The 21,597-nt window shown below is 63.3% G+C and carries 22 protein-coding genes; 10 read left to right on the forward strand and 12 right to left on the reverse strand.

The annotated features are described in order from the left end of the window. The first annotated feature begins 11 nt into the window (after positions 1–11). From trxB to ACV17W_RS07990, 3 genes are read left to right on the forward strand one after another with little or no spacing between them, the layout of a single operon-like run. A complete protein-coding gene (trxB, locus tag ACV17W_RS07980; protein ID WP_462595886.1) occupies positions 12–968 on the forward strand; it encodes a thioredoxin-disulfide reductase in 957 nt (318 codons plus the stop codon). Next, complete coding sequence (locus ACV17W_RS07985) at positions 958–1,650, forward strand: Smr/MutS family protein (protein WP_462595887.1); 693 nt, start codon at positions 958–960, stop codon at positions 1,648–1,650. Before trxB ends, ACV17W_RS07985 begins: the two co-directional genes overlap by 11 nt. Then, positions 1,647–1,976: an SMR family transporter gene (locus tag ACV17W_RS07990; protein WP_462595888.1), complete on the forward strand. Its 330-nt coding sequence runs from the start codon at positions 1,647–1,649 to the stop codon at positions 1,974–1,976. Before ACV17W_RS07985 ends, ACV17W_RS07990 begins: the two co-directional genes overlap by 4 nt. Here ACV17W_RS07990 and ACV17W_RS07995 read toward each other — a convergent pair whose 3' ends face one another. Next, positions 1,977–4,058 carry a sodium:solute symporter family protein gene (locus ACV17W_RS07995; RefSeq protein WP_462595889.1) on the reverse strand — a complete coding sequence of 694 codons (2,082 nt, stop codon included), beginning with the start codon at positions 4,056–4,058 and terminating at the stop codon, positions 1,977–1,979. Beyond that, positions 4,058–4,336, reverse strand: a complete 279-nt coding sequence (locus tag ACV17W_RS08000) for a DUF4212 domain-containing protein (RefSeq protein WP_462595890.1) — start codon at positions 4,334–4,336, stop codon at positions 4,058–4,060. Before ACV17W_RS08000 ends, ACV17W_RS07995 begins: the two co-directional genes overlap by 1 nt. A 336-nt stretch (positions 4,337–4,672) precedes the next feature. Between ACV17W_RS08000 and ACV17W_RS08005 the strand changes: the two genes are divergently transcribed. Next, positions 4,673–5,143, forward strand: a complete 471-nt coding sequence (locus tag ACV17W_RS08005) for a pyrimidine dimer DNA glycosylase/endonuclease V (protein ID WP_462595891.1) — start codon at positions 4,673–4,675, stop codon at positions 5,141–5,143. Here ACV17W_RS08005 and ACV17W_RS08010 read toward each other — a convergent pair whose 3' ends face one another. Next, positions 5,144–6,280 carry a porin gene (locus ACV17W_RS08010; RefSeq protein WP_462595892.1) on the reverse strand — a complete coding sequence of 379 codons (1,137 nt, stop codon included), beginning with the start codon at positions 6,278–6,280 and terminating at the stop codon, positions 5,144–5,146. Between the two features lie 387 nt (positions 6,281–6,667). Beyond that, positions 6,668–7,924: an NADP-dependent isocitrate dehydrogenase gene (gene icd / locus ACV17W_RS08015; RefSeq protein WP_462595893.1), complete on the reverse strand. Its 1,257-nt coding sequence runs from the start codon at positions 7,922–7,924 to the stop codon at positions 6,668–6,670. Positions 7,925–8,299: 375 nt separating this feature from the next. Between icd and ACV17W_RS08020 the strand changes: the two genes are divergently transcribed. Beyond that, complete coding sequence (locus ACV17W_RS08020) at positions 8,300–8,725, forward strand: DUF1841 family protein (RefSeq protein ID WP_462595894.1); 426 nt, start codon at positions 8,300–8,302, stop codon at positions 8,723–8,725. Between the two features lie 58 nt (positions 8,726–8,783). On the opposite strand, the gene ACV17W_RS08025 is transcribed toward ACV17W_RS08020, so the two are convergent. Then, positions 8,784–9,146: a c-type cytochrome gene (locus tag ACV17W_RS08025; RefSeq protein ID WP_462595895.1), complete on the reverse strand. Its 363-nt coding sequence runs from the start codon at positions 9,144–9,146 to the stop codon at positions 8,784–8,786. A gap of 14 nt (positions 9,147–9,160) precedes the next feature. Next, complete coding sequence (locus ACV17W_RS08030) at positions 9,161–9,502, reverse strand: c-type cytochrome (protein WP_462595896.1); 342 nt, start codon at positions 9,500–9,502, stop codon at positions 9,161–9,163. A gap of 152 nt (positions 9,503–9,654) precedes the next feature. Here ACV17W_RS08030 and ACV17W_RS08035 point away from each other — a divergent pair, with 152 nt between their 5' ends. Continuing rightward, on the forward strand, positions 9,655–10,527 hold the full coding sequence (locus ACV17W_RS08035; protein ID WP_462595897.1) for an AAA family ATPase: 873 nt from the start codon (positions 9,655–9,657) through the stop codon (positions 10,525–10,527). An 18-nt stretch (positions 10,528–10,545) separates the two neighbouring features. Then, a complete protein-coding gene (locus ACV17W_RS08040) occupies positions 10,546–11,718 on the forward strand; it encodes a vWA domain-containing protein (protein ID WP_462595899.1) in 1,173 nt (390 codons plus the stop codon). 7 nt (positions 11,719–11,725) lie between these two features. Here ACV17W_RS08040 and ACV17W_RS08045 read toward each other — a convergent pair whose 3' ends face one another. Continuing rightward, positions 11,726–12,280: an N-acetyltransferase family protein gene (locus ACV17W_RS08045; protein WP_462595901.1), complete on the reverse strand. Its 555-nt coding sequence runs from the start codon at positions 12,278–12,280 to the stop codon at positions 11,726–11,728. Positions 12,281–12,442: 162 nt separating this feature from the next. Then, positions 12,443–12,829: a hypothetical protein gene (locus ACV17W_RS08050; RefSeq protein ID WP_462595902.1), complete on the reverse strand. Its 387-nt coding sequence runs from the start codon at positions 12,827–12,829 to the stop codon at positions 12,443–12,445. Positions 12,830–13,067: 238 nt separating this feature from the next. Between ACV17W_RS08050 and ACV17W_RS08055 the strand changes: the two genes are divergently transcribed. From ACV17W_RS08055 to ACV17W_RS08065, 3 genes are all read left to right on the forward strand, one after another. After that, positions 13,068–15,824 (forward strand): M16 family metallopeptidase, encoded by a 2,757-nt coding sequence (locus ACV17W_RS08055; protein WP_462595903.1) that lies wholly within the window; start codon positions 13,068–13,070, stop codon positions 15,822–15,824. Positions 15,825–15,851: 27 nt separating this feature from the next. Next, complete coding sequence (locus ACV17W_RS08060) at positions 15,852–16,529, forward strand: type 1 glutamine amidotransferase domain-containing protein (RefSeq protein ID WP_462595904.1); 678 nt, start codon at positions 15,852–15,854, stop codon at positions 16,527–16,529. Positions 16,530–16,888: 359 nt separating this feature from the next. Beyond that, positions 16,889–17,224 carry a DUF4148 domain-containing protein gene (locus ACV17W_RS08065; RefSeq protein WP_462595905.1) on the forward strand — a complete coding sequence of 112 codons (336 nt, stop codon included), beginning with the start codon at positions 16,889–16,891 and terminating at the stop codon, positions 17,222–17,224. Positions 17,225–17,353: 129 nt separating this feature from the next. Here the strand turns inward: ACV17W_RS08065 and dnaJ are convergent, their stop codons facing one another. From dnaJ to grpE, 4 genes are all read right to left on the reverse strand, one after another. Further along, a complete protein-coding gene (gene dnaJ, locus ACV17W_RS08070; RefSeq protein ID WP_462595906.1) occupies positions 17,354–18,478 on the reverse strand; it encodes a molecular chaperone DnaJ in 1,125 nt (374 codons plus the stop codon). 114 nt (positions 18,479–18,592) lie between these two features. Continuing rightward, positions 18,593–20,512 (reverse strand): molecular chaperone DnaK, encoded by a 1,920-nt coding sequence (dnaK, locus tag ACV17W_RS08075; RefSeq protein ID WP_462595907.1) that lies wholly within the window; start codon positions 20,510–20,512, stop codon positions 18,593–18,595. 56 nt (positions 20,513–20,568) lie between these two features. Beyond that, positions 20,569–20,967 (reverse strand): thioredoxin family protein, encoded by a 399-nt coding sequence (locus tag ACV17W_RS08080; protein ID WP_462595908.1) that lies wholly within the window; start codon positions 20,965–20,967, stop codon positions 20,569–20,571. A gap of 5 nt (positions 20,968–20,972) precedes the next feature. Next, positions 20,973–21,527, reverse strand: a complete 555-nt coding sequence (gene grpE / locus ACV17W_RS08085; RefSeq protein WP_462595909.1) for a nucleotide exchange factor GrpE — start codon at positions 21,525–21,527, stop codon at positions 20,973–20,975. Positions 21,528–21,597 lie beyond the last annotated feature (70 nt).

Raw genomic sequence — 21,597 nt, forward strand, 5'->3', positions numbered from 1 at the left:
GATACTTAACCATGTCCACGCCCAAACACGCCAAAGTCCTGATCCTCGGTTCAGGCCCTGCCGGTTACACCGCCGCAGTCTATGCCGCGCGCGCCAATCTGGCGCCCGTACTTGTTACAGGCCTGGCCCAGGGCGGCCAGCTCATGACCACCACCGACGTCGACAACTGGCCCGCCGACGCCACCGGCGTGCAGGGCCCCGACCTGATGCAGCGCTTCCAGCAGCACGCCGAGCGCTTCAACACCGACATCATTTTCGACCACATCGCCAAGGTCGACCTGTCGCGCCGTCCGTTCACGCTTACCGGCGACACGGGCAACGTCTATACGTGCGACGCCCTCATCATTGCCACCGGCGCGTCGGCCAAATACCTGGGCCTGCCCTCCGAAGAGGCGTTCATGGGCCGCGGCGTGTCCGGCTGCGCCACCTGCGATGGGTTTTTCTACAGAAACCAGGACGTCGTGGTCGTCGGCGGGGGCAACACGGCCGTCGAAGAAGCGCTGTACCTGTCGAATATCTGCCGCAAGGTCACGCTGATCCACCGCCGCGACAAATTCCGCGCCGAGCCCATCCTGGTCGACAAGCTGATGGACAAAGTCAGTAATGGCAATATGGAACTCAAGTTGTTCCATACCCTTGAAGAAGTGCTGGGCGACGACAGCGGGGTCACCGGCGTGCGGGTGCGCCACACCGAAACCGGCGCCACAGAAGACCTGGCCGTCACCGGCGCGTTCATTGCCATCGGCCACCAGCCCAATACGGGCATCTTCGAGGGGCAGGTCGACATGAAAGACGGCTACATCATCACCAAGAGCGGCTTGTCCGGCATGGCCACCATGACCTCGGTGCCCGGGGTATTCGCCGCCGGCGACGTACAGGACCATGTCTACCGCCAGGCCATTACCAGCGCGGGTACCGGCTGCATGGCCGCCCTCGACGCGCAACGGTGGCTGGAGAATGCGCAGTAAAAAAATCGGCCTGGCCGATCTCAAGCAGCTCAAGCAGGCCGTTCGCCCGTCCACGGCGCCCTTGCAGCCAACGGCACGGCCCACCCGGGCCGTGGGTGCCGGCGCGGCTGGCAGCGTTCCGGCCGACGACGATCCCGCAGCACTGCGGCGCGCCTTCCAGTCTGTCACGCCGCTGAAGCCGTCGGGCCGGCGCGTGCCGCCGGCCCCCGCCCCCACCGCGCCCAGCACTGCGGTGGCCTTGCGCCGGGCGGCCGCCGTCGGCGAGACCGCCGCGCGCGCCGACGCGGGCGTATCCGACGGCGGCGATGTAGCGCACCTGCTGTCCGAAGGAGGCACGGCCTACGTTCGTGCCGACGCGGCGCCCGATACCGCGCGCAACCTGCGCAGGGGCCAGTGGCCAGCCGGCGCCGAACTCGACCTGCACGGCTTGCGGGTCGGGCAGGCGCGCCACGCGGTGGTGGCATTCCTCGACGAATGCCTCGAACACGGCATACGCTGCGTGCGCATCGTGCATGGCAAGGGTTATGGTTCGCAGGGGCTGGAACCCGTCTTGAAAGACAAGGTGCGCACCTGGCTGGTACAAAAAACCGAAGTCATGGCGTTTTCCGAGGCCCCAGAACGCGAAGGCGGCGCGGGCGCGCTGCTGGTGTTATTGCGGCAAGGCGGAGGCCGCCGCGAATGAAATGGGTATACCTGGGCCTGGCCATTGTGGCAGAGATCATTGCCACCAGCGCCTTGAAAAGCGCAGAGGGTTTCACGCGGCTGCTGCCATCGGTGATCACGGTGGCGGGCTATTCGGTCGCGTTCTACTTCCTGGCGCTCACCCTGCGTGAGATTCCGGTGGGCATTGCCTACGCCATCTGGTCGGGCGTGGGCATTGTGCTGATTTCATTGGTGGGCGCGCTGTTCTTCAAACAGCACCTCGATGGGCCAGCGATACTGGGCATCGGGCTCATTATTGCCGGTGTGGTGGTGATGAACCTGTTTTCGAAGTCGGTGGCGCACTGATCAGGACGAGGCCGAGGGCGGGCCATCGGGCTCGCGCAGGTATTGCACCAGCATGGTGGTGGCGCGGTCGGGAGCAGGCGTCAGCAGCGACACCACAATAATCGTCGCAAATGCCACCGGGGCTCCGAACACCCCCGCGGCGATGGGCTGTATGCCCCACCACAGGTCTACCGGCTGGCCACGGTCGATGCCGAACACCCATTCGCGCAGCCAGGGGTGGGCGTGCGCCATATAGCCGAAGGTGACCACCAGCCCCGCCAGCATGCCCAGCGTGGCGCCCCATTTGTTTGCGCGGCGCCAGAAGATTCCCATGACCAGCGCCGGAAAGAACGACGATGCGGCGAACGAGAACGCCGCCGATACCATGAACAGAATGTCCGCCGGCTTGCGGGCGGCCACCCAGGCCGCCGCGAATGCCACGGCCAGCAGCAGGATCTTGGACACCATGACCCGGCGCGCCGCCGTCATGCGCGGCGACACGAGCCGGTACCACATGTCGTGCGACAAGGAATTCGACAGCGTCAGCAGCAGCCCATCCGCGGTGGACAACGCAGCAGCCAGCCCGCCTGCCGCAACGAGTCCCGACACGACGTAGGGCAGTCCGCCGATCTCCGGCATGGCCAGCACCACCACGTCGGCGCCCATGCTTATTTCGCCCAATTGGACCGTGCCATCTCTATTCACGTCGAGCAGATGGAGCAAGTTGATGTCGACCGTGCTCCAGGCATGCACCCAGTTGGGCAGCGACGCAAAGTCGGTGCCCACCACCTGGGTATAAACCTCGAACTTCACCAGCAGCGCCAATGCCGGCGCCATGAAATACAACAACAGAATGAACAGAAGCGACCAGCACACAGCTCGCCGCGCCTCGATGACCGATGGGGTGGTGTAAGACCGCATGAGAATGTGCGGCATGCCGGCGGTACCCAGCATCAGGCACAGTACCAGTGCCAGGAAGTTCACCCGCATGTCATGCCGCTCCTGCGCGGATTTGGCGGGAAATGGTTCGGCATGCGGTATGGGCGGAGAGCCGCGGGCTTCGTAGACAGCGCGGGCTTGCGACCACACGGCGCGCGCCTCCTCGACGTTCGCCGGATAAGTCTCGAGTTCGCGCTCGAGTGTGCGAATCTCGACCATGGGCGCGTTGGCCGCTGTCAATTGCGCCAGCTGGCTGCGCAGACGGTCTTTTTCCTGCGCCCACGATTGAGGCAGGGCCTCCAGGCGCTGCGTCATCTGATCGGCGCGAGCCTGCCACAACTGCCGCACCTGCAATTCGGACACGTCCTTGCCCAACTGGGCTTCGCGCTCGGTCACCTGCTGCAGCACCGTGCCTGCCGACAATTGCGGCAGCGGCATGCCGGTATGCTTCACCGAAAGCCACACGACCGGCACCAGATAGGCGACCACCAGAATGATGTACTGCCCCACCTGGGTCCAGGTCACGGCGCGCATGCCACCCAGGAACGAGCACACCAGCATCCCGCCCAAAGCCACGAAAATGCCCAGCTCGAACGATATGCCGGTCATGCGGGTCGTGATGATGCCTACCCCGTAGATCTGCGCCACCAGGTATGTGAACGAGCAGAGCACCGCACAGGCCACCCCCGCCAGGCGAGCCAGGTTGCCGCCGTAGCGCGCCCCCATGAAGTCGGGAATGGTGTACTGGCCGAACTTGCGCAGATAGGGGGCCAGCAGCAGCGCGACCAGCACATAGCCGCCCGTCCAGCCCATGATGTAGGCCAGCCCGCCGTACCCCGTCAGGTATAGCGTGCCTGCCACGCCGATGAACGAGGCCACCGACATCCAGTCAGCCGCGGTGGCCATGCCGTTGTAGAAGGCCGGCACGCGCCGGCCCGCCACGTAGTATTCCACCTGATCGGAAGTGCGGCAGACGATGCCTATGCCCGCGTACAGGCTCACGGTCACCAGCAGGAATGCGTAGCCAATCCAGTTGCGCGGCATGCCCGCCACTTCGGCCAGTGCCAGAAGGACGATCAGCAGCGCGAAACCCGCCGTGTACAGGACGTAGATACGCCGTAGCCGGATATCGAATTCGCGAGGGTTATCGCCGCTGAAAGGCATCAGTCGCCCTGCTCTTCATCGCGCCGGGCCTGCTCGTCGGCCCGATTCATGATCCGCGCGTAGATGCCTATCAGGACCAGATACAGCAACGGCGCCCCGTAGGCGGCCATCCAGAAGGAGAACGGCCAACCGATGAAATCGAAGCGCAGCTCCCGCGCGTAGAAGGCAGGCAGGAACGTCAGTGCTGCCCAGCAGCTCGCCAGAACGGCGATCAGAATCAGGTTGCGCCGCCAATAGCGGCGATAGGCTGCGGGGATGGTTGGGCGGCGTTCCGGCATGCGAGATTAGTATCCGGTTACGCACCTTTTGAAAAGCGGATTTGCACTGAAGCGGACCCTGTAAGCGACAACGGCTGGCACGAAATGGTGCCAGCCGTTGTGCATTTTGCTTTTATTGGTACTGCCAGTTTTTTATACCGGTGCCGCCGGCCGCCCTTTAAGGGCTGTTTGTCTCCTCACCTGCATGGAAGAGGATTCTGCACCATGAACGGGAATGTCACACTAGGGGAATGCCCTAAGCCGGCGCGAAAACATGTGATTGAATGCACCATTATAGTGCATTTGCCCGGGATGCGTCCGGGCTAAGATACGCCTGACCCAAAGTTTCGTTTCAACATGACCCGCATCAATTGCATTCCCGTGCAGGAACTGACACGCCAGCACCTCGTGGCCGAGTATCGCGAATTGCCTCGCGTCTTTGCACTTGCCCGCAAGGCGTGGCAGCGCGGGCCCATACCCCGCGCCGACGACTACACCTTGGGCAAGGGGCACCTGCTGTTTTTCTATACTCGGCTGGGCTACCTTGCAAAGCGGCATGCCGAACTGGTGCAGGAAATGCAGCGGCGCGGCTACCAGCCGACTTTCGTCGCGCCGCTCGCGCAGGCCCATGCCGATATTCCCGCGCAGTTGTGGGGCGACTGGGTACCCACGCCGCAGGCGCAGGCGCTCAACCGCCACCGCATCGCCGAAAGAGGCGGGCCGGCCTACGAGATAGCCCCGCCTTCCATAAAAAAGGCCACCCACACCGTGGATGGCCAAGAACAAGGCGCCCCGACTCCGCTCGGAAAAGGGCAACCCGTACCCTGATCAGAAGCGGTGACGCAAGCCCACGCCGACGGTGGTCATCTTGTTGCCTTCGACGAAAGCGTAGCCGTCGGCGTATGAGCCCACCGCATACAGGTTGGTTCGTTTGGACAGGTCGTAGGTGTAGCCTACGCTGTAGATGTCCATTTTTTCCAGCCCCTGATTGGGATCGGCGCGCTGCCACGATGCGAACACGTTGCTGGCGCCGCCGATGGGAGCGCTCAGGCCGACCAGGTACGAATTGATCTTCAGGCCGTCCCAGGTGAATCGATCGTTGGTGTCGCCCAGGCCACGTGCGGGCGTGTTGTCGTTGAAGGCGCCGCCGCCCAGGTCGAAGTCCTGGCCCACGAACACGCCGTCTTTGGTGCGTCCATAAGCCAGCGACAGCTTCACGACTTCGAAGTCATAGGCCGCGCCAAGGATGAACTGCTGCGGCTGCGGTTGACTGGGGTAGCGGAACTGCTGGTCGTACGTGAAGGCCACCTGCAGCGGGCCGCCGGTATAACGGATACCCGCGGTGATGGCGCGGTTGTTGTCGCCGTCTTCGAAGTTGGTGGGGCCTTCGACGTCGTCGGTCGAGAACGAGTAACCCACGCCGGCCTGGAAGCCACTCCAGCTGGGGGTCTGGTACATGACCATGTTGTCGTAGCGGACCGTATCGGCGGCGCTGAACGCGCTGCCCATCGACGAGTTCAGGTAGCTGAGCGAGAACGGGTCAATGTCGCTGAAATACTTCGACGCGATGTTGGTCTGACGGCCGAGGTCCAGGCGACCCCAGGCATCGCTTTGCAAGCCGACGGTGGCCTGACGACCGAACAGGCGGTCGCCCTGGCGGCTGTTGCCGTTGCTGGCGCCAAAGCCGCTTTCCAGCACGAACACCGCCTGCAGGCCATCGCCCAGGTCTTCCGTGCCGCGCAAGCCCCAGCGCGACCCGCTCTGGATGCCGTCGGTCATGCCGATACGCGAATAATAGTCGCCACCATACTGGCCGCGGTTTACGTCATCGGTGCCGACTTTGCCGCGCTGATATGTAATACCGACGTCGATCAGGCCGTACAAGGTCACCGACGTTTCTGCATAGGCCGTACTGCCGATACCGGCAAGAATTGCGCCGGCGAGCAAGGTTTTTGTTAGTTTCATTTCCTTATCCCGATCAAAAGTGATGGCCGCCTGTTTCCGCCCTAGAAACAGTTCCAAGCCATAAGGTAGGGAATCGCCGGCTCCCCACCAAAACCAGGAACAACACAAGGAGTCCAAATATTTCGTCGCTGCCGGGCGCCCGCCACAAATTGGTGAATTGCGCGCACGTGCTGTTACTGAAGACACTTTTGTTAACTATGGATTTATGGCGCCGACGCAACAGTGACGTTACACGGCGAGTCTCGCCCATTGCAGCTGCCAGGCCGAGCCCGCTCGCCGCTGCATCTATGCGGGGAAGGCAGCGGCGCCGGCGGGATCGGGCGCCAAAAAAAAACCGCCCGAAGGCGGTTTTTGATTAAACCGACGCCAGTTGGCGCGGCCTGGGCATTACATGTTGTCGATCATGACCTGGCCAAAGCCCGAGCACGACACCTGCGTGGCGCCTTCGAGCAGACGTGCGAAGTCGTACGTGACTTGCTTGGACAGAATCGATTTTTCCATGCTGGAAATGATCAGGTCGGCCGCTTCCGTCCAGCCCATGTGACGCAGCATCATTTCGGCGGACAGGATTTCCGAACCCGGGTTGACATAGTCTTTGCCGGCATACTTCGGAGCGGTACCGTGCGTGGCTTCGAACATGGCGACCGAGTCGGACAGGTTGGCGCCCGGGGCGATACCGATACCGCCCACTTGCGCGGCCAGCGCGTCGGAGATGTAGTCGCCGTTCAGGTTCAGCGTGGCGATGACGTCGTATTCGGCCGGACGCAGCAGGATCTGCTGCAGGAACGCGTCGGCGATCGAATCCTTGACGATGATCTCGCGACCAGTCTTGGGATTCTTGAACTTGCACCACGGGCCGCCATCGATGAGCTGGGCGCCGAATTCCTTCTGGGCCAGCTCATAGCCCCAATCACGGAAGCCACCTTCGGTGAACTTCATGATGTTGCCCTTGTGCACCAGCGTGACGGACGCGCGATCGTTGTCGATGGCGTACTGCATGGCCTTGCGCACCAGGCGCTCGGTGCCTTCGCGCGACACCGGCTTGATGCCGATGGACGACGTATTCGGGAAACGGATCTTGGTGACGCCCAGCTTGGTCTGCAGGTACTGGATCAGCTCTTTGGCCTGCTCGGACTCGGCCATGTATTCGATACCGGCATAGATGTCTTCCGAGTTCTCGCGGAAAATGACCATGTCGGTCTTTTCGGGTTCGCGCACGGGCGAAGGCACACCCTTGAAATAGCGAACCGGGCGCAGGCAGACGTAAAGATCGAGCTGCTGGCGCAGGGCCACGTTCAGCGAACGGATGCCGCCGCCCACGGGCGTGGTCAGGGGACCCTTGATCGATACGACGTAATCCTTCACGGCATCCAGGGTTTCTTCGGGCAACCACACGTCGGGGCCGTACACCTTGGTGGCTTTTTCACCGGCATAGACTTCCATCCAGTGGATCTTGCGCTTGCCGCCGTAGGCCTTCTGAACGGCAGCGTCCACGACCTTGATCATGACGGGCGTGATATCGGCGCCAGTGCCATCACCTTCGATGTACGGAACGATGGCCTGGTCGGGCACGTTCAACGAGTAGTCGGCATTGACCGTGATTTTCTGGCCCCCTGCGGGAACCTTGATATGTTGGTAGGACATGAATGCTCCAGTTGCTCCGGGTGGTTTTGCGCGCTCGCCTGACCGGGGGCGCGGATGCGGACGGTAAACCGCGCAGCAACCGGGCCGGATGGCGGACAACCCCCAATTCTATATCGCATTGGCGCGCAGCGCCCGAAACCCCCGCCCGTGCCCTGCGCCTGCCTGCGCCGGCATGGAGCCAGTTCGAGGGGGCCGGCGCCGCCCCCCGGCCTCGCCATGCCGGCCCATCATCGAGAGCGGCAGGCGCCGGCTCCTGCGCCTGTCCGGGGCATGGCACCCCGGCATCGCGGCGCCGGACCTCGGGGCAGGTCGGCCGCCTGGCGCGGCAGCGGTAAAATAGGACACCCACGCTTATCAGGCCCGCGCGCGCCCCCTATGTTCAATCCATCCCGTGACCAGGTCCGCGAATTCTTCATCGACACCTGGCGCAAACACCGAGACTCCGAGGTGCTCACCCCGCTCGAATCCATGGCTCTCGACTGGGTCATCGAGCATCCCGAATACCATCCCGACCTGGAACATCCCGAGGCCATGACGGCCGAGTTCCCTGTCGAACAGGGGCGCACCAATCCATTTCTGCACCTGTCGATGCATCTGGCCATCGCCGAGCAGTTGTCCATCGACCATCCGCGCGGCATCCGCGCCGCCTACCAGAAGATGGTCAGCCGTAGCGACGCCCACCACGCCGCACACGAAATCATGGAATGCCTGGGGCAGGTCGTATGGGAAGCCCAGCGCCTGGGCACGCCGCTCGACAGCGACGCTTACATCGAATTGATCCGCCAGCGCGCCGAACGCTGATCCCTGGCGCCGGCAAAAAAAAACGCCCCGGCCGGGGCGTTTTTTCCTGGGGCGGCGTTCAGCGGCGCACGCCCAGGTCGCTGGGCTGGGCGGCCAGCCACGCGGAGACTTGCCTGATGTCCTGATCGGACAGCTGCGCGGCGAATGCACCCATGATCGGGTTCTTGCGCACGTTGGCGGTGGCCGCCGAACCCGCGGCGCCGCGCTTGTACGATTTGAGCGCCTGCTCCAGGTAGTCGGCATGCTGGCCGGCCAGAATGGGGTAGGAGGGATCGACCGAGGTCTTGGCATCGGCGCCGTGGCACGACGCGCAGTTGAACTTGTCGAACACCGCCTTGCCGGCGGCGAGGTCTTGCGCCTGCGCGGCGCAGCCGGCCGCAGCCAGGATGGCGCCCGCGAGGGTCAGCGTATAGCGTTTCATGATGTGCCCTCGCATCACTTGAGATTGGAGTAGTACGCGGCCAGGTCGGCGATATCCTGGTCGCTCAGGCTGCCGGCGATGGCATCCATGGTGGGATGGCTGCGCGCGCCTTTCTTGTACTCATGCAGGGCCGCTTCGATGTATTTGGCGTTTTGGCCGGCAATCATCGGAACGTGGTAGATCTCGGGAAAGCTGGCTTTGTAGCCCTTGATCCCATGGCAACCGATGCACATGGAGATTTTGTCGCGGGCGTTCTGGGCATTGCCGACCGGTGCCGCATCGGCAGCGGCCGCCTGACCGACGACCGAACAGGACGCCACCATGGCCAGCGCGGACAGAGAGGTTCTCAACTTCATTGGAATGGCTCTTGGTAAGGCTGAAAACTGGGCTAAGGATGAGCGCCGGGTCTATGCCCAGCTACAAAACCCTGCGATTGTACGATAATTGTTCCGAACCCATACCCATTGCCCTTGCGTCGCCCTTCTGCCCACCACTTATTCCATTGCCCATGTCCGCTGCCCAGAGCCCTGCCGCACCCCGTTTCGATGGAACCGATCGCTACGTCGCCACCGATGACCTCAAGCTGGCTGTCAACGCCGCCCTCACCTTGCAGCGCCCGCTGCTCATCAAGGGCGAACCCGGCACCGGCAAGACCATGCTGGCCGAAGAGGTGGCGCTGGCGCTGGGCCGGCCGCTGATGCAATGGCATATCAAGTCCACCACCAAGGCGCACCAGGGCCTGTACGAATACGATGCGGTTTCGCGCCTGCGCGACTCGCAGCTGGGCGACGAGAAGGTGCGCGATATCCGCAACTACATTGTGCAGGGCACGCTCTGGCAGGCGTTCGAGGCGCCCGAACCCGTGGTATTGCTCATCGACGAAATCGACAAGGCCGATATCGAATTCCCCAACGATCTGCTGCGGGAACTCGACCGCATGGAATTCCATGTGTACGAAACGCGCCAGACCATCGTGGCACGGCATCGGCCGCTGGTCATCATTACGTCGAACAATGAAAAAGACCTGCCCGACGCGTTCTTGCGGCGCTGTTTCTTCCATTACATACGGTTCCCCGACCGCGAAACCATGCGCGACATCGTGGGCGTGCACTTTCCCGACCTGAAGCAGGATGTACTGCGCGCCGCGCTCGATACTTTTTTTGCCCTGCGCGACGCGCCGGGCCTGAAGAAGAAGCCGTCCACGTCAGAACTGCTCGACTGGCTGCGCCTGCTGCTGGCCGAAGGTGCGACCGCGGAAGAGATCGACGCACACGCGGCGGGCGCAGTGCCCATGCTGGCGGGCGCCCTGCTGAAAAACGAACAGGACGTGCAATTGCTGGAGCGCCTGGCAGCCATGACGCGCAGCAACGTGCGCCGCTGAGGCGCGGGCCCGGCCGCCATGCTCACTGATTTCTTCTACCACCTGCGCGCGCACCAGCTGCCGGTTTCGGTCAAGGAATACCTGACGCTGCTCGACGCCCTGTGCCACGGCGTCATGGCGCCCACGCTCGACAGTTTCTATTACCTGGCGCGCGCCACCCTGGTCAAAGACGAGTCGCTGTACGACCGCTACGACGCGGCCTTCGGCTCGTACTACCGCGGCATAGAGGCCGCTCTGCCGGCGGGCAAAGACATTCCCATCGACTGGCTGATCAAGCAATTCGAGAAAAGCCTCACCCCCGAAGAAAAGGCCGCCATCGAGCGCCACGGATGGGACAAGCTGATGGAGCTGTTCAAGCAGCGCCTGGAAGAACAGAAAGAACGGCACGCCGGCGGCAGCAAATGGATAGGCACGGGCGGCACGTCGCCCTTCGGCAACAGCGGATACCATCCCGAAGGCATACGGGTGGGCGGCGACTCGGCGGGCAACCGCAGCGCGGTCAAAGTGTGGGACATGCGGCAGTTCCGCGACTACGACGACCGCCTGGAGCTCGGCATCCGCAATTTCAAGGTGGCGCTGCGCCGTCTGCGACGATTCGCGCGCGAAGGGGCCGATCTCGAGCTCGACCTCGACGACACCATCGCCAGCACAGCGCGCAACGCCGGCCACCTGGACCTGCGCCTGGTGCCCGAACGCCACAATACCGTCAAGGTGCTGATGCTGCTGGATGTGGGCGGCAGCATGGACGATCACATTACCCGGGTCGAAGAACTATTCTCGGCCGCGCGCAGCGAATTCCGCAACCTCGACGTCTATTACTTCCACAACTGCCCGTACGAAAGCCTGTGGCAGAGCAACAGCCGCCGTCAGAACGAACGCTTCGACACCTGGGATATCCTGCGCAAGTACAACCCCGATTGGCGGCTGATCATCGTGGGTGACGCCACCATGAGCCCCTACGAGATCCTGCAGCCTGGCGGCTCGGTCGAGCACTACAACAAGGAGTCGGGCGCCGTATGGATGCGGCGCCTGCTTGATGCCTGGCCCAAGGCAGTGTGGCTGAACCCCGAGCCCACGGCATCCTGGCAGTACCGGCAGTCGATCGCGCTGTTGCGCGACATCATGCAGCAACGCATGTACCCCGTCACGGTGGCCGGGCTCGAACAGGCGATGCGCCTGTTGTCGAAATAGCGCCGGCTCAGCCGTCGGCCGGCTGCGCCGGGGTTTCGAGCGTCAACTGATAGAAAGCCAGGTCGCGCCACTGGCCGAACTTGAATGCCGCCTCGCGGAGGGTACCGGCATGGACGAAGCCCAGCTTTTCGTGCAAGCGAACGCTCGCCGCGTTGCCGGCATCGATGCAGCCCACCATGACGTGAAACTCCTGCTGACGGGCACGGTCGACAATGACGCGCATCAGCGCCTCGCCCAGTCCTCGCCCACGAAAACGCTGGTCGATATACACCGAATGCTCGACGGTGTACTTATTGGCGGGGTAGGGCCGGAAGGTGCCATAGCTGGCAAACCCCATGAGCCGGCCCGCGCTGTCTTCGTAGCCCACCACCGGGAACCCGCCTGCCTGCTTGGCCTGGAACCAGGCCTGCATCGACGCTGCCGTGCGCGGCCGATAGTCATAAAGGGCCGTGGTATTGACGATGGCATCGTTGAATACGGCGAGAATGGCCTCGGCATGCCGCGCGTGCGTGCAATCAACCAGGGAGCCGCCCAGGGACGGAGAAGACGGAAGGGTTTCCATGCCGCGCATTGTAGCGACGCCCCGCAGGCGGCGCGCAAAGAATGCGGCCTGCGTGGAACCGCCAGGCCGGCCCGGGGAACCGCCCCGCCGTGGCAGAGCGCGGTGGATGGAAACCGGGACCTCAGGCCGGGGCCTGATCTGGCCGGCCCAGGTCCGGCCGCCTCAGGCTGACTGCCTAGCCCGGGCCGTTTGTGCGCGGCCGCGCACGGCGAAGCGCGCCGGAGGCCCGGGACAGCGGCGCCATGAAATGTCATTGCCGTCCATGTCCAGGTCGAACGGCACCTGCGTAGCACAGCGCTGACGCCACGCCCCCGCACTTTCCATTTCGAGTACGTGACCCATGAAGCCGCGCGGCGAGCCGGCGCGCTCCATGAAGTATCGCCGGGAAGGCACGTCCACGACATAGGTCGTGTGGTCGTGCCCCAGAATGGCTACGAATTGCCCGTCGTCACTGGCATAGGCATAACGGAAACGCCCTTTGATGTGGTCCTGGTCGAGTGTTGCGCCCACGAGCTGGGACAGGGCGCGGGTGACAAGATCGGTCAACATGGCCGTCAGTTCTCCGGTTGGTCGGCCGGCAGACTGCCGGCGCAAACGCGCGATCGGGGCGCCCCGCCGGCAAGACGCGCGGGGCCAGACGAAGCGGCCGCTGCAGGCTGTCGCGCTCTTCGTCCGGGACAGCTGGGTTTGTTGAACAGCTTACACCTGGCCGGGGAAGCGGTTCAAATCGGAACCTTCCTGTGCGTATACACTCCAACGACAATCGCTTGCTAAACGGACACATGCCATGCGTTTTTCGCTTTCCGGCCTGACGGCCCGCCTTAACGTTTTGCTTGTCGCGTCTTTCCTGGCTTTCCAGGCGGGCGCCGCGCCCGCGCCGGCGAGCGCTATCGAGGGCAGCTCGGTAGAAGGCATCACCGAATACCGCTTGTCAAACGGGCTGCGCGTACTTCTGGCGCCCGATGCCTCGAAGCCGACCACCACGGTCAACATGACCTACCTCGTGGGATCGCGCCATGAAAATTATGGCCAGACGGGCATGGCGCACTTGCTGGAACACATGCTGTTCAAGGGCACGCCCAGCGTGCGCAACGCCCTGGGCGAGTTCTCGCGCCGGGGCCTGCAGGCCAACGGATCCACCTCGTCCGACCGTACCAATTACTTTGCCAGCTTCGCGTCCAACCCCGAAACCCTCAAGTGGTATCTGGGCTGGCAGGCCGATGCCATGATCAATTCGACCATCGCCAAAGAAGATCTCGATTCCGAGATGACGGTGGTGCGCAACGAAATGGAAAGCGGCGAGAACAACCCTTTCCGCGTGCTGATGCAGAAGATGCAGGCGGCCGCCTACCAGTGGCACAGCTATGGCAAGACCACCATAGGCGCACGCTCGGACGTCGAAAACGTCGACGTTGCCCAGCTGAGGGCGTTCTATCATCAGTACTACCAGCCCGATAACGCCGTGCTGATCGTGGCGGGCAAGTTCGACCCCCAGAGCGCGCTCGCGGCCATTGAAGAAACCTTGGGTAAGGTGCCCCGGCCGAAACGGGAGCTGCCGCCAGAATACACGGTGGAGCCCGTCCAGGATGGCGAACGCGCCGTCACGTTGCGTCGTGCGGGAGGCACTCCGCTGGTGGCCGCCATGTACCATATTCCGGCAGCCGGCAGTCCCGACTACGTACCGTTCGATCTCGCCACCACCATCCTGGCCGACACGCCGTCAGGCCGGCTGTACCATGCCCTGGTGCCCACCAAGCTGGCGGCCGATGTATTTGGCTTCACCATGGATCAGCATGACCCGGGCCTGGCCATGTTTGGCGCGCAGTTGCAGCCCGGCATGGACCAGGACAAGGCGCTGGCCCGGTTGACGGAAACCCTGGAATCTCTCGGCAAGCATCCCTTCACCCAAGCCGAACTGGATCGCGCGCGCAGCAAATGGCTGACCGCCTGGCAACAGGTGTACGCAGACCCCGAACGCATCGGCGTGGCTTTGTCCGAGGCCATCGCCGCGGGCGACTGGCGCTTGTTCTTCCTGCAGCGCGATCGGGTGCGCGAAGCCAAGCTTGAAGACGTGCAGCGCGCCGCCACGACCTACCTGGTTGCCAGCAACCGCACCGAGGGTCGCTATATCCCCACCGAGAAGCCGCAGCGCGCCCCGGCCATGCAGCGGCCCGACCTTGCCGCCTTGCTGAAAGACTATCAGGGCGATGCAGATTTCAAGCAGGCCGACGCCTTCGATCCCACGCCCGACAACATCGACAAACTGACCCAGCGCAGCACGCTCGATTTGCCGAATGGGGGGGTGCAACTGGCCTTGCTTCCCAAAGCTACCCGGGGCGGCCGCGTGCAGGCCGAGCTGCTGGTGCAGTTCGGCGATGCCGATACCTTGCGCGGTCAACGCATGAACGCAGCCGCGGTGGCCGACCTGCTCGACCGAGGCACCGACAAGCTGACCCGCCAGGACATCCAGGACCGCTTCGACGCGCTGCAGGCGCAGGTGTCGTTCCAGGGCTCGGGCACCGACCTCAGCGTGTCCATGTCCACCACGCGTGAACATCTGCCCGAGCTCATCGCGCTGGTCCTTGACGTCGTGCGGCATGCAAGCTTCCCGGCGGAGCAAGTCGAGGAATATCAGCGGCAGGCCCTCACGTCCATTCGCAGCGCCATGACCGAGCCCACCGCCCTTGCCTCGCGTGCGCTGGCTCGACACGACAATCCCTGGCCTGCCGACGACGTGCGCTACGTGCCCACCTTCGACGAGGCGCTGGCCGAAACCGAAAAGCTGAACCGGGATGCATTGACCGCTTTCCACGAGCGCTACTATGGCGCCGGGCACATCAAATTCTCGGCCGTTGGCGACTTCGATGCGGACGCAGTGAAGCAGTCGCTGACCACCGGACTGCAAGGCTGGAAAGTGGCCCCCGCCTACGCTCGCGTCGGCGACCCCTACCGGGCAGTCAAGGCCGAGCGCTTCACCATCGATACACCGGACAAAGCCAACGCGTTCTACATCTCGCGCATGCCGCTCGAGCTGCAGGACACCGATGCCGACTTTCCGGCGCTGTATCTGGGGAACTTCCTGCTGGGCACCTCCGAGACGTCGCGCCTCTGGAATCGCGTGCGCGAGACCGATGGCTTGTCGTACAACGTGCGCAGCAACCTGTCGGTGTCGTCGTTCGAGCCCAGCACCGACTGGACCATCTACGCGATCTATGCACCGCAGAATCGCGAGCGCCTGGAAAAAGCCATCTCGGAAGAGCTGGCGCGCGTGGTGAAAGACGGCTATACCGACGAAGAGGTCAAAGACGGTATTGCCGCGCTGCTGAACTATCGCAAACTCGCGCGCGCGCAGGATAGCGTGCTTGCATCTACCTGGATCAGCTACCTGAAACGGGGCCGTACCTTTGAATGGTCGGCGGAGGTCGACGAGAAGATCGCCGGACTCACGGCCGATACCGTCAACCGGACCCTGCAGAAGTACCTGCGCCCCGATCAGTTCAGTACCGCTGTCGCCGGGGACTTCACCAAGGAGGCAAAGCCGTAGTCCGGCGGCCACCTGAAGGAATCAATCATGAAAGTCCTCATCGTTCTGACCTCCCATGATCAGCTGGGCGACACCGGCCGCAAGACCGGCTTCTGGCTCGAAGAGCTGGCCGCGCCCTATTACGCGCTCACGGCCGCCGGTGCCGAGATCGTGATGGCCTCGCCCCAGGGCGGCCAGCCGCCGCTGGACCCGAAGAGCAACGAACCTGACTTCCAGACCGAGGACACCCGCCGCTTCGAGTCCGACCCCGATGCCCGCGCCCGGCTGGCTGCAACCGTGCGGCTGGACGGCGTCTCGCAGGCGGATTTCGACGCGGTGTTCTATCCCGGGGGGCATGGCCCTCTGTGGGATCTGGCCGAAGACCGCGACTCCATCGCCTTGATCGAGGCTTTCCTGGCCGCCGACAAGCCGGTGGGCCTGGTGTGCCACGCCCCGGGGGTTCTGCGTCATGCCACCACAGCGCTGGGCCGTCCGCTGGTCGAAGGCAGGCACGTCACGGGTTTCAGCAACAGCGAAGAAGACGCAGTAGGCCTGACTGAGGTCGTGCCGTTCCTGGTGGAAGATGCGCTCAAGGCTAAGGGCGGCATATACACCAAGGGGCCGGATTGGGCTTCGTACGTCGTCCAGGATGGCCTGCTTATCACGGGGCAGAATCCGGCCTCGTCGGCCGCCGCCGCGCAGCGCCTGATCAAGCAACTGGGCTAGTACCGCAGTACAGCGGTGAGCGCGCACGCCGGCGACCCACTGAGCGGCAGCGCCAAGGCGGACTGAGCCTTACCCGAGCGCTAGGGTCTGGTCCCGCCGCCTCGTTCCTGCGATTAAACGCGCGCGCCGCGGGAATGCCAGACACATCCATGCCGTGACGGAGACCTCCGTCAGGCGCCAAAAAACCCAACAAAATCAATAAAGCCGGCGGATTACTCCGTCTGGTGGAAAAATATTTTCAGAAAATCAGGGTTTATCCCAGGGTTGCGCCGGCGCAGAATTCAGTCACCGGGAACGCGCTACACGACGGACTGCCGCCGGGCCCGTTCTCAAATGAATCCAACCCAATAGGTCCCATCATGAAACTGCCGATTGCTGTACTACTCGCCACAATGGGCGTGCTTGGCGCCAATGCCTACGCCGCGTCTCCCAATATCGAACCCAACAATATTCCTTATCAAGGCGTGTACGGTCACGTCGATGCCCAGGCCCCCAGCCACGCGCAGGTGCAGGCGGAACTGGCGCAAGCCCGGGCCGCGGGCCTGGTGACGAGCGGCGAGGAAGACTACCCGCCCGCGCAACTGAGCACCCGTTCCGGCAAGACGCGCATGGAGGTGCGAGCCGAACTGGCGGACGCGAAAGCCCGCGGTGACTATTCCTTTGGCGAACTCGACTACCCGCCCGGCGCCAACTGAACGAGAGCCGGCCGCCTCACCGGCCAGCTCCACAAGTAACAAACCCCTGGCCGCCAACGCGGCCAGGGGTTTGTTCATGGGCAAACCGTGCGCGGATGCCGGCGACGGGTCATCGGCCCCGGGATCGCTTCAGCTGAAAAACTCTTTCACGCGATCGGTCCACGACTTGCTCTGCGGCGAATGCCGGTCACCGCCGTCGTTCAGCGAAGCCTCGAACTGCCGCAATATGGCTTTCTGCTCATCGCTCAGGCGCACCGGCGTTTCCACGGCCACGTGGCAGTACAGATCGCCAGGATAGCTGGCTCGCACTCCACGTATGCCTTTGCCACGCAAGCGGAAGGTCTTGCCCGACTGCGTGCCTTCCGGAATGGTGATCTCGGCCTTGCCGCCCAGCGTGGGCACTTGCAGTTCGCCGCCGAGCGCCGCGGTGGTGAACGGGATCGTCAGCTCGCAGTGCAGATCGTCGCCATCGCGCTGGAAGATCTTGTGCGGCTTGATGTGGATCTCGACATATAGATCGCCCGGGGGGCCGCCGTTGATGCCCGGTTCGCCATTGCCGCTGGACCGGATACGCATGCCATCGTCGATGCCGGCGGGAATCTTCACCTGCAGGGTCTTGTTGCGGCGGATACGACCCACGCCGTCGCAGGACGCGCACGGATCGGTGATTTCCTTGCCCGAGCCGTGGCAAGTGGGGCAGGTCTGCTGCACGCTGAAGAAGCCCTGCTGCATGCGCACGGCGCCCGAGCCCCCGCACGTGCGGCAGGTCTTGGGCGACGTGCCGGGCTTGGCACCGCTGCCATGGCAGGTATCGCAGTTTTCCCAACTGGGCACGCGGATCTCGGTGTCGAAACCGTTCGCGGCCTGCTCGAGCGTGATTTCCAACCCATATTTCAGGTCAGCACCGCGATACACCTGTGCGCCACCCCGACGGCCACCTGCGCCGCCGAAGATTTCGCCGAAGATGTCGCCGAACGCATCGGCGAAGCCGCCTCCCATGCCCGCGCCGCCCATGCCCGCCGCGTTGGGATCAACGCCCGCGTGGCCATACCGGTCGTAGGCCGCGCGCTTCTGCTCATCGCTCAGGACCTCGTAGGCTTCCTTGATTTCTTTGAACTTTTCTTCCGCTTCTTTGCTGTCCGGATTGCGATCCGGATGATATTTCATGGCCAGCTTGCGGTAGGCCTTTTTCAGTTCATCGTCCGAGGCGTTCTTTGCCACGCCGAGGACTTCGTAGTAATCGCGTTTTGCCATAATGGATGGGCCCCAGGGAAGAGCCAGATATCTTGTAGCTGCTGAACGAATCCGCCCGGTAGCCGGATTTTCCGTGCTACCGGGCGCATTCAGGCGTCATGAGACGGCCATGCGTTATTGATCGCGCTTGACTTCCTTGAAGTCGGCGTCAACCACGTTTTCGTCCGCCGGTTTTGCCTGGTCGGCCGCCTGCTGCGCCCCCTGGGCTGCCTGCATGTCGGCGTACATCTTTTCACCCAGTTTCTGCGAAGCCGTGGACAGGGCTTCGACCTTGGCGTCGATGGCGGCCTTGTCACCGTCTTTCAGAACCTCTTCCAGTTCCTTGATGGCGTTCTCGATGGCTTCTTTCTCGGAGGCCTCGAGCTTGTCGCCATACTCGGTCAACGACTTGCGGGTGGCGTGCACCAGCGCGTCGGCCTGGTTGCGAGTCTGGGCGAGTTCGGCAACGCGGCGGTCTTCGTCGGCGTTTGCCTCGGCGTCCTTGACCATGCGCTGGATCTCTTCTTCCGACAAGCCGGAATTGGCCTTGATGGTGATCTTGTTTTCCTTGCCCGTGCCCTTGTCCTTGGCAGACACGTGCAGAATGCCGTTGGCGTCGATGTCGAACGTGACCTCGATCTGCGGCATGCCACGCGGCGCGGGCGGGATTCCTTCAAGGTTGAATTCGCCCAGGCTCTTGTTGCCCGCGGCAATTTCGCGCTCGCCCTGGAACACCTTGATCGTCACGGCCGGCTGGTTGTCGTCGGCAGTGGAGAACGTCTGCGAGAAACGAGTCGGGATCGTGGTGTTCTTCTGGATCATCTTGGTCATGACGCCGCCCAGGGTTTCGATACCCAGCGACAACGGCGTCACGTCGAGCAACAGCACGTCCTTGCGGTCTCCGGACAGCACCGACCCCTGGATGGCGGCACCGGCGGCCACGGCTTCGTCGGGGTTCACATCCTTGCGGGGATCCTTGCCGAAGAATTCCTTGACCTTCTCCTGCACCTTGGGCATGCGGGTCATGCCACCCACCAGGATCACGTCGTCGATCTCGGACACCTTCACGCCGGCATCCTTGATGGCCACGCGGCAGGGTTCGATGGTGCGGTCGATGAGCTCTTCGACCAGCGCTTCGAGCTTGGCGCGCGTAATCTTCAGGTTCAGGTGCTTGGGCCCGGACGCGTCGGCCGTGATGTACGGAAGATTGATTTCCGTCTGCTGGCTCGACGACAGTTCGATCTTGGCCTTTTCGGCGGCTTCTTTCAGGCGTTGCAGTGCAAGCACGTCTTTGGAAAGATCGACGCCCTGCTCTTTCTTGAACTCACCGATGATGTAGTCGATGATGCGCTGGTCGAAGTCTTCGCCACCCAGGAAGGTATCGCCGTTGGTGGACAGCACTTCGAACTGCTTTTCGCCATCGACGTCGGCGATTTCGATGATCGAGACGTCGAACGTGCCGCCGCCCAGGTCATAGACCGCAATCTTGCGGTCGCCTTTCTCGGTTTTGTCCAGGCCGAAAGCCAGGGCTGCCGCGGTGGGCTCGTTGATGATGCGCTTGACTTCCAGGCCGGCGATGCGGCCGGCGTCTTTGGTGGCCTGGCGCTGGCTGTCGTTGAAGTACGCGGGCACGGTGATCACGGCTTCGGTGACCTCTTCGCCCAAATAGTCTTCAGCGGTTTTCTTCATCTTGCGCAGCACGTCGGCCGACACCTGCGGAGGCGCGATTTTCTTGCCGCGCGCTTCAACCCAGGCGTCGCCGTTGTCGGCCTTGACGATGCTGTAGGGCATCAGGTCGATGTCTTTCTGGACCGCTTTTTCGTCGAACTTGCGGCCGATCAGGCGCTTCACCGCGTACAGCGTGTTCTTGGGGTTCGTGACCGCCTGCCGCTTGGCCGGAGCCCCCACCAGGGTCTCGCCGTCGTCCATGTAGGCAACGATAGAGGGCGTGGTACGGGCGCCTTCGGCGTTTTCGATGATCTTCACCTGGCCGCCGTCCATCACAGCCACGCAGCTGTTGGTCGTGCCCAGGTCGATGCCGATGATTTTGCTCATGGTGGAATACCTTGATATAGATCCGTGGAATACAGGGATAAAAACTCAGTCCCAGCCTAACTGGGGCTGCCAGGCGGGTTTTTCAAGAGCCGCTCGATAGCCTCGGTAAATCGGGGCAGACCGGGCCAGCCCGTAATGCGCCCCAGACGACGCCCGCCCCGGAACAGCACAAAGGTGGGCACGCCATGCAGGGAAAAACGGCGCCCCAGGGCCTCGTCGGCATAGACGTCGGCCTCGAACCAGGTAAGGCCGAGGCCGAGCAGCGCCTGCCGGTGCAATAGCGCTGCCTGCTTGAATAAATTACAATTGTAACAATCCTGACCCCACAGGAACACGCAGCGCAGATCGTCGCCGGGCGCGTTCACCACCAACGAATCGAAATCGGCGGTGCCGACCGGCTGCATGGGGAACGCCTGGAACACCTGCGCCGGGTCGAAGGCACTGGGGCCGGACATGGCTATCAGCCCTGGCCCGAGGACACCATGACCAGGGCCGGACGCAACACGCGGTCGGCGATGACATAGCCCTTCTGCAGCATCTGGCTGACCGTATTGGCCGGGTGCTCGGACGGCACCGAAGAAATGGCCTGGTGCAGGTGCGGATCGAACTTGTCGCCGGGGGCGGGCGCGATTTCCTTCAGCAGGTTGCGCTCGAAGGCTGCGGTGAGCTGCCTGAGCGTGACCTCGACACCTTCGCGCATTGCATCCAGGGTCTGGTCGGGCTGCGCCAGGGCCGCCTCCAGGCTGTCTTTCACAGGAACCAGGCTCTCGGCAAAGGACTCTATGCCGAATTTGCGGGCCTTGGCGACGTCGTCTTGCGCGCGACGACGCACATTCTCGGCATCAGCATGGGCGCGCAGCAATTGATCCTGCTGCCCCGTGACGGTGGCCTGGGCGGCCTCGAGTTCTGCGCGCAGCGCGGCTACCTCGGCCTGCAGGGCTTCAACGGTGTCGGGCACGGCCGGCGACTCGCCGGACTCGGGGCTTTGATCGACAGGCTCTTGGGATGCCGTCATTGGGAATTCCTCCAAAAAACAATAGCGTCGGCCCCGAGGGTGGGGGCCGATCTGGTGATTTCAAGAGGCG

It is taken from the genome of Bordetella sp. MIP270_01_BMS, from assembly GCF_054958705.1.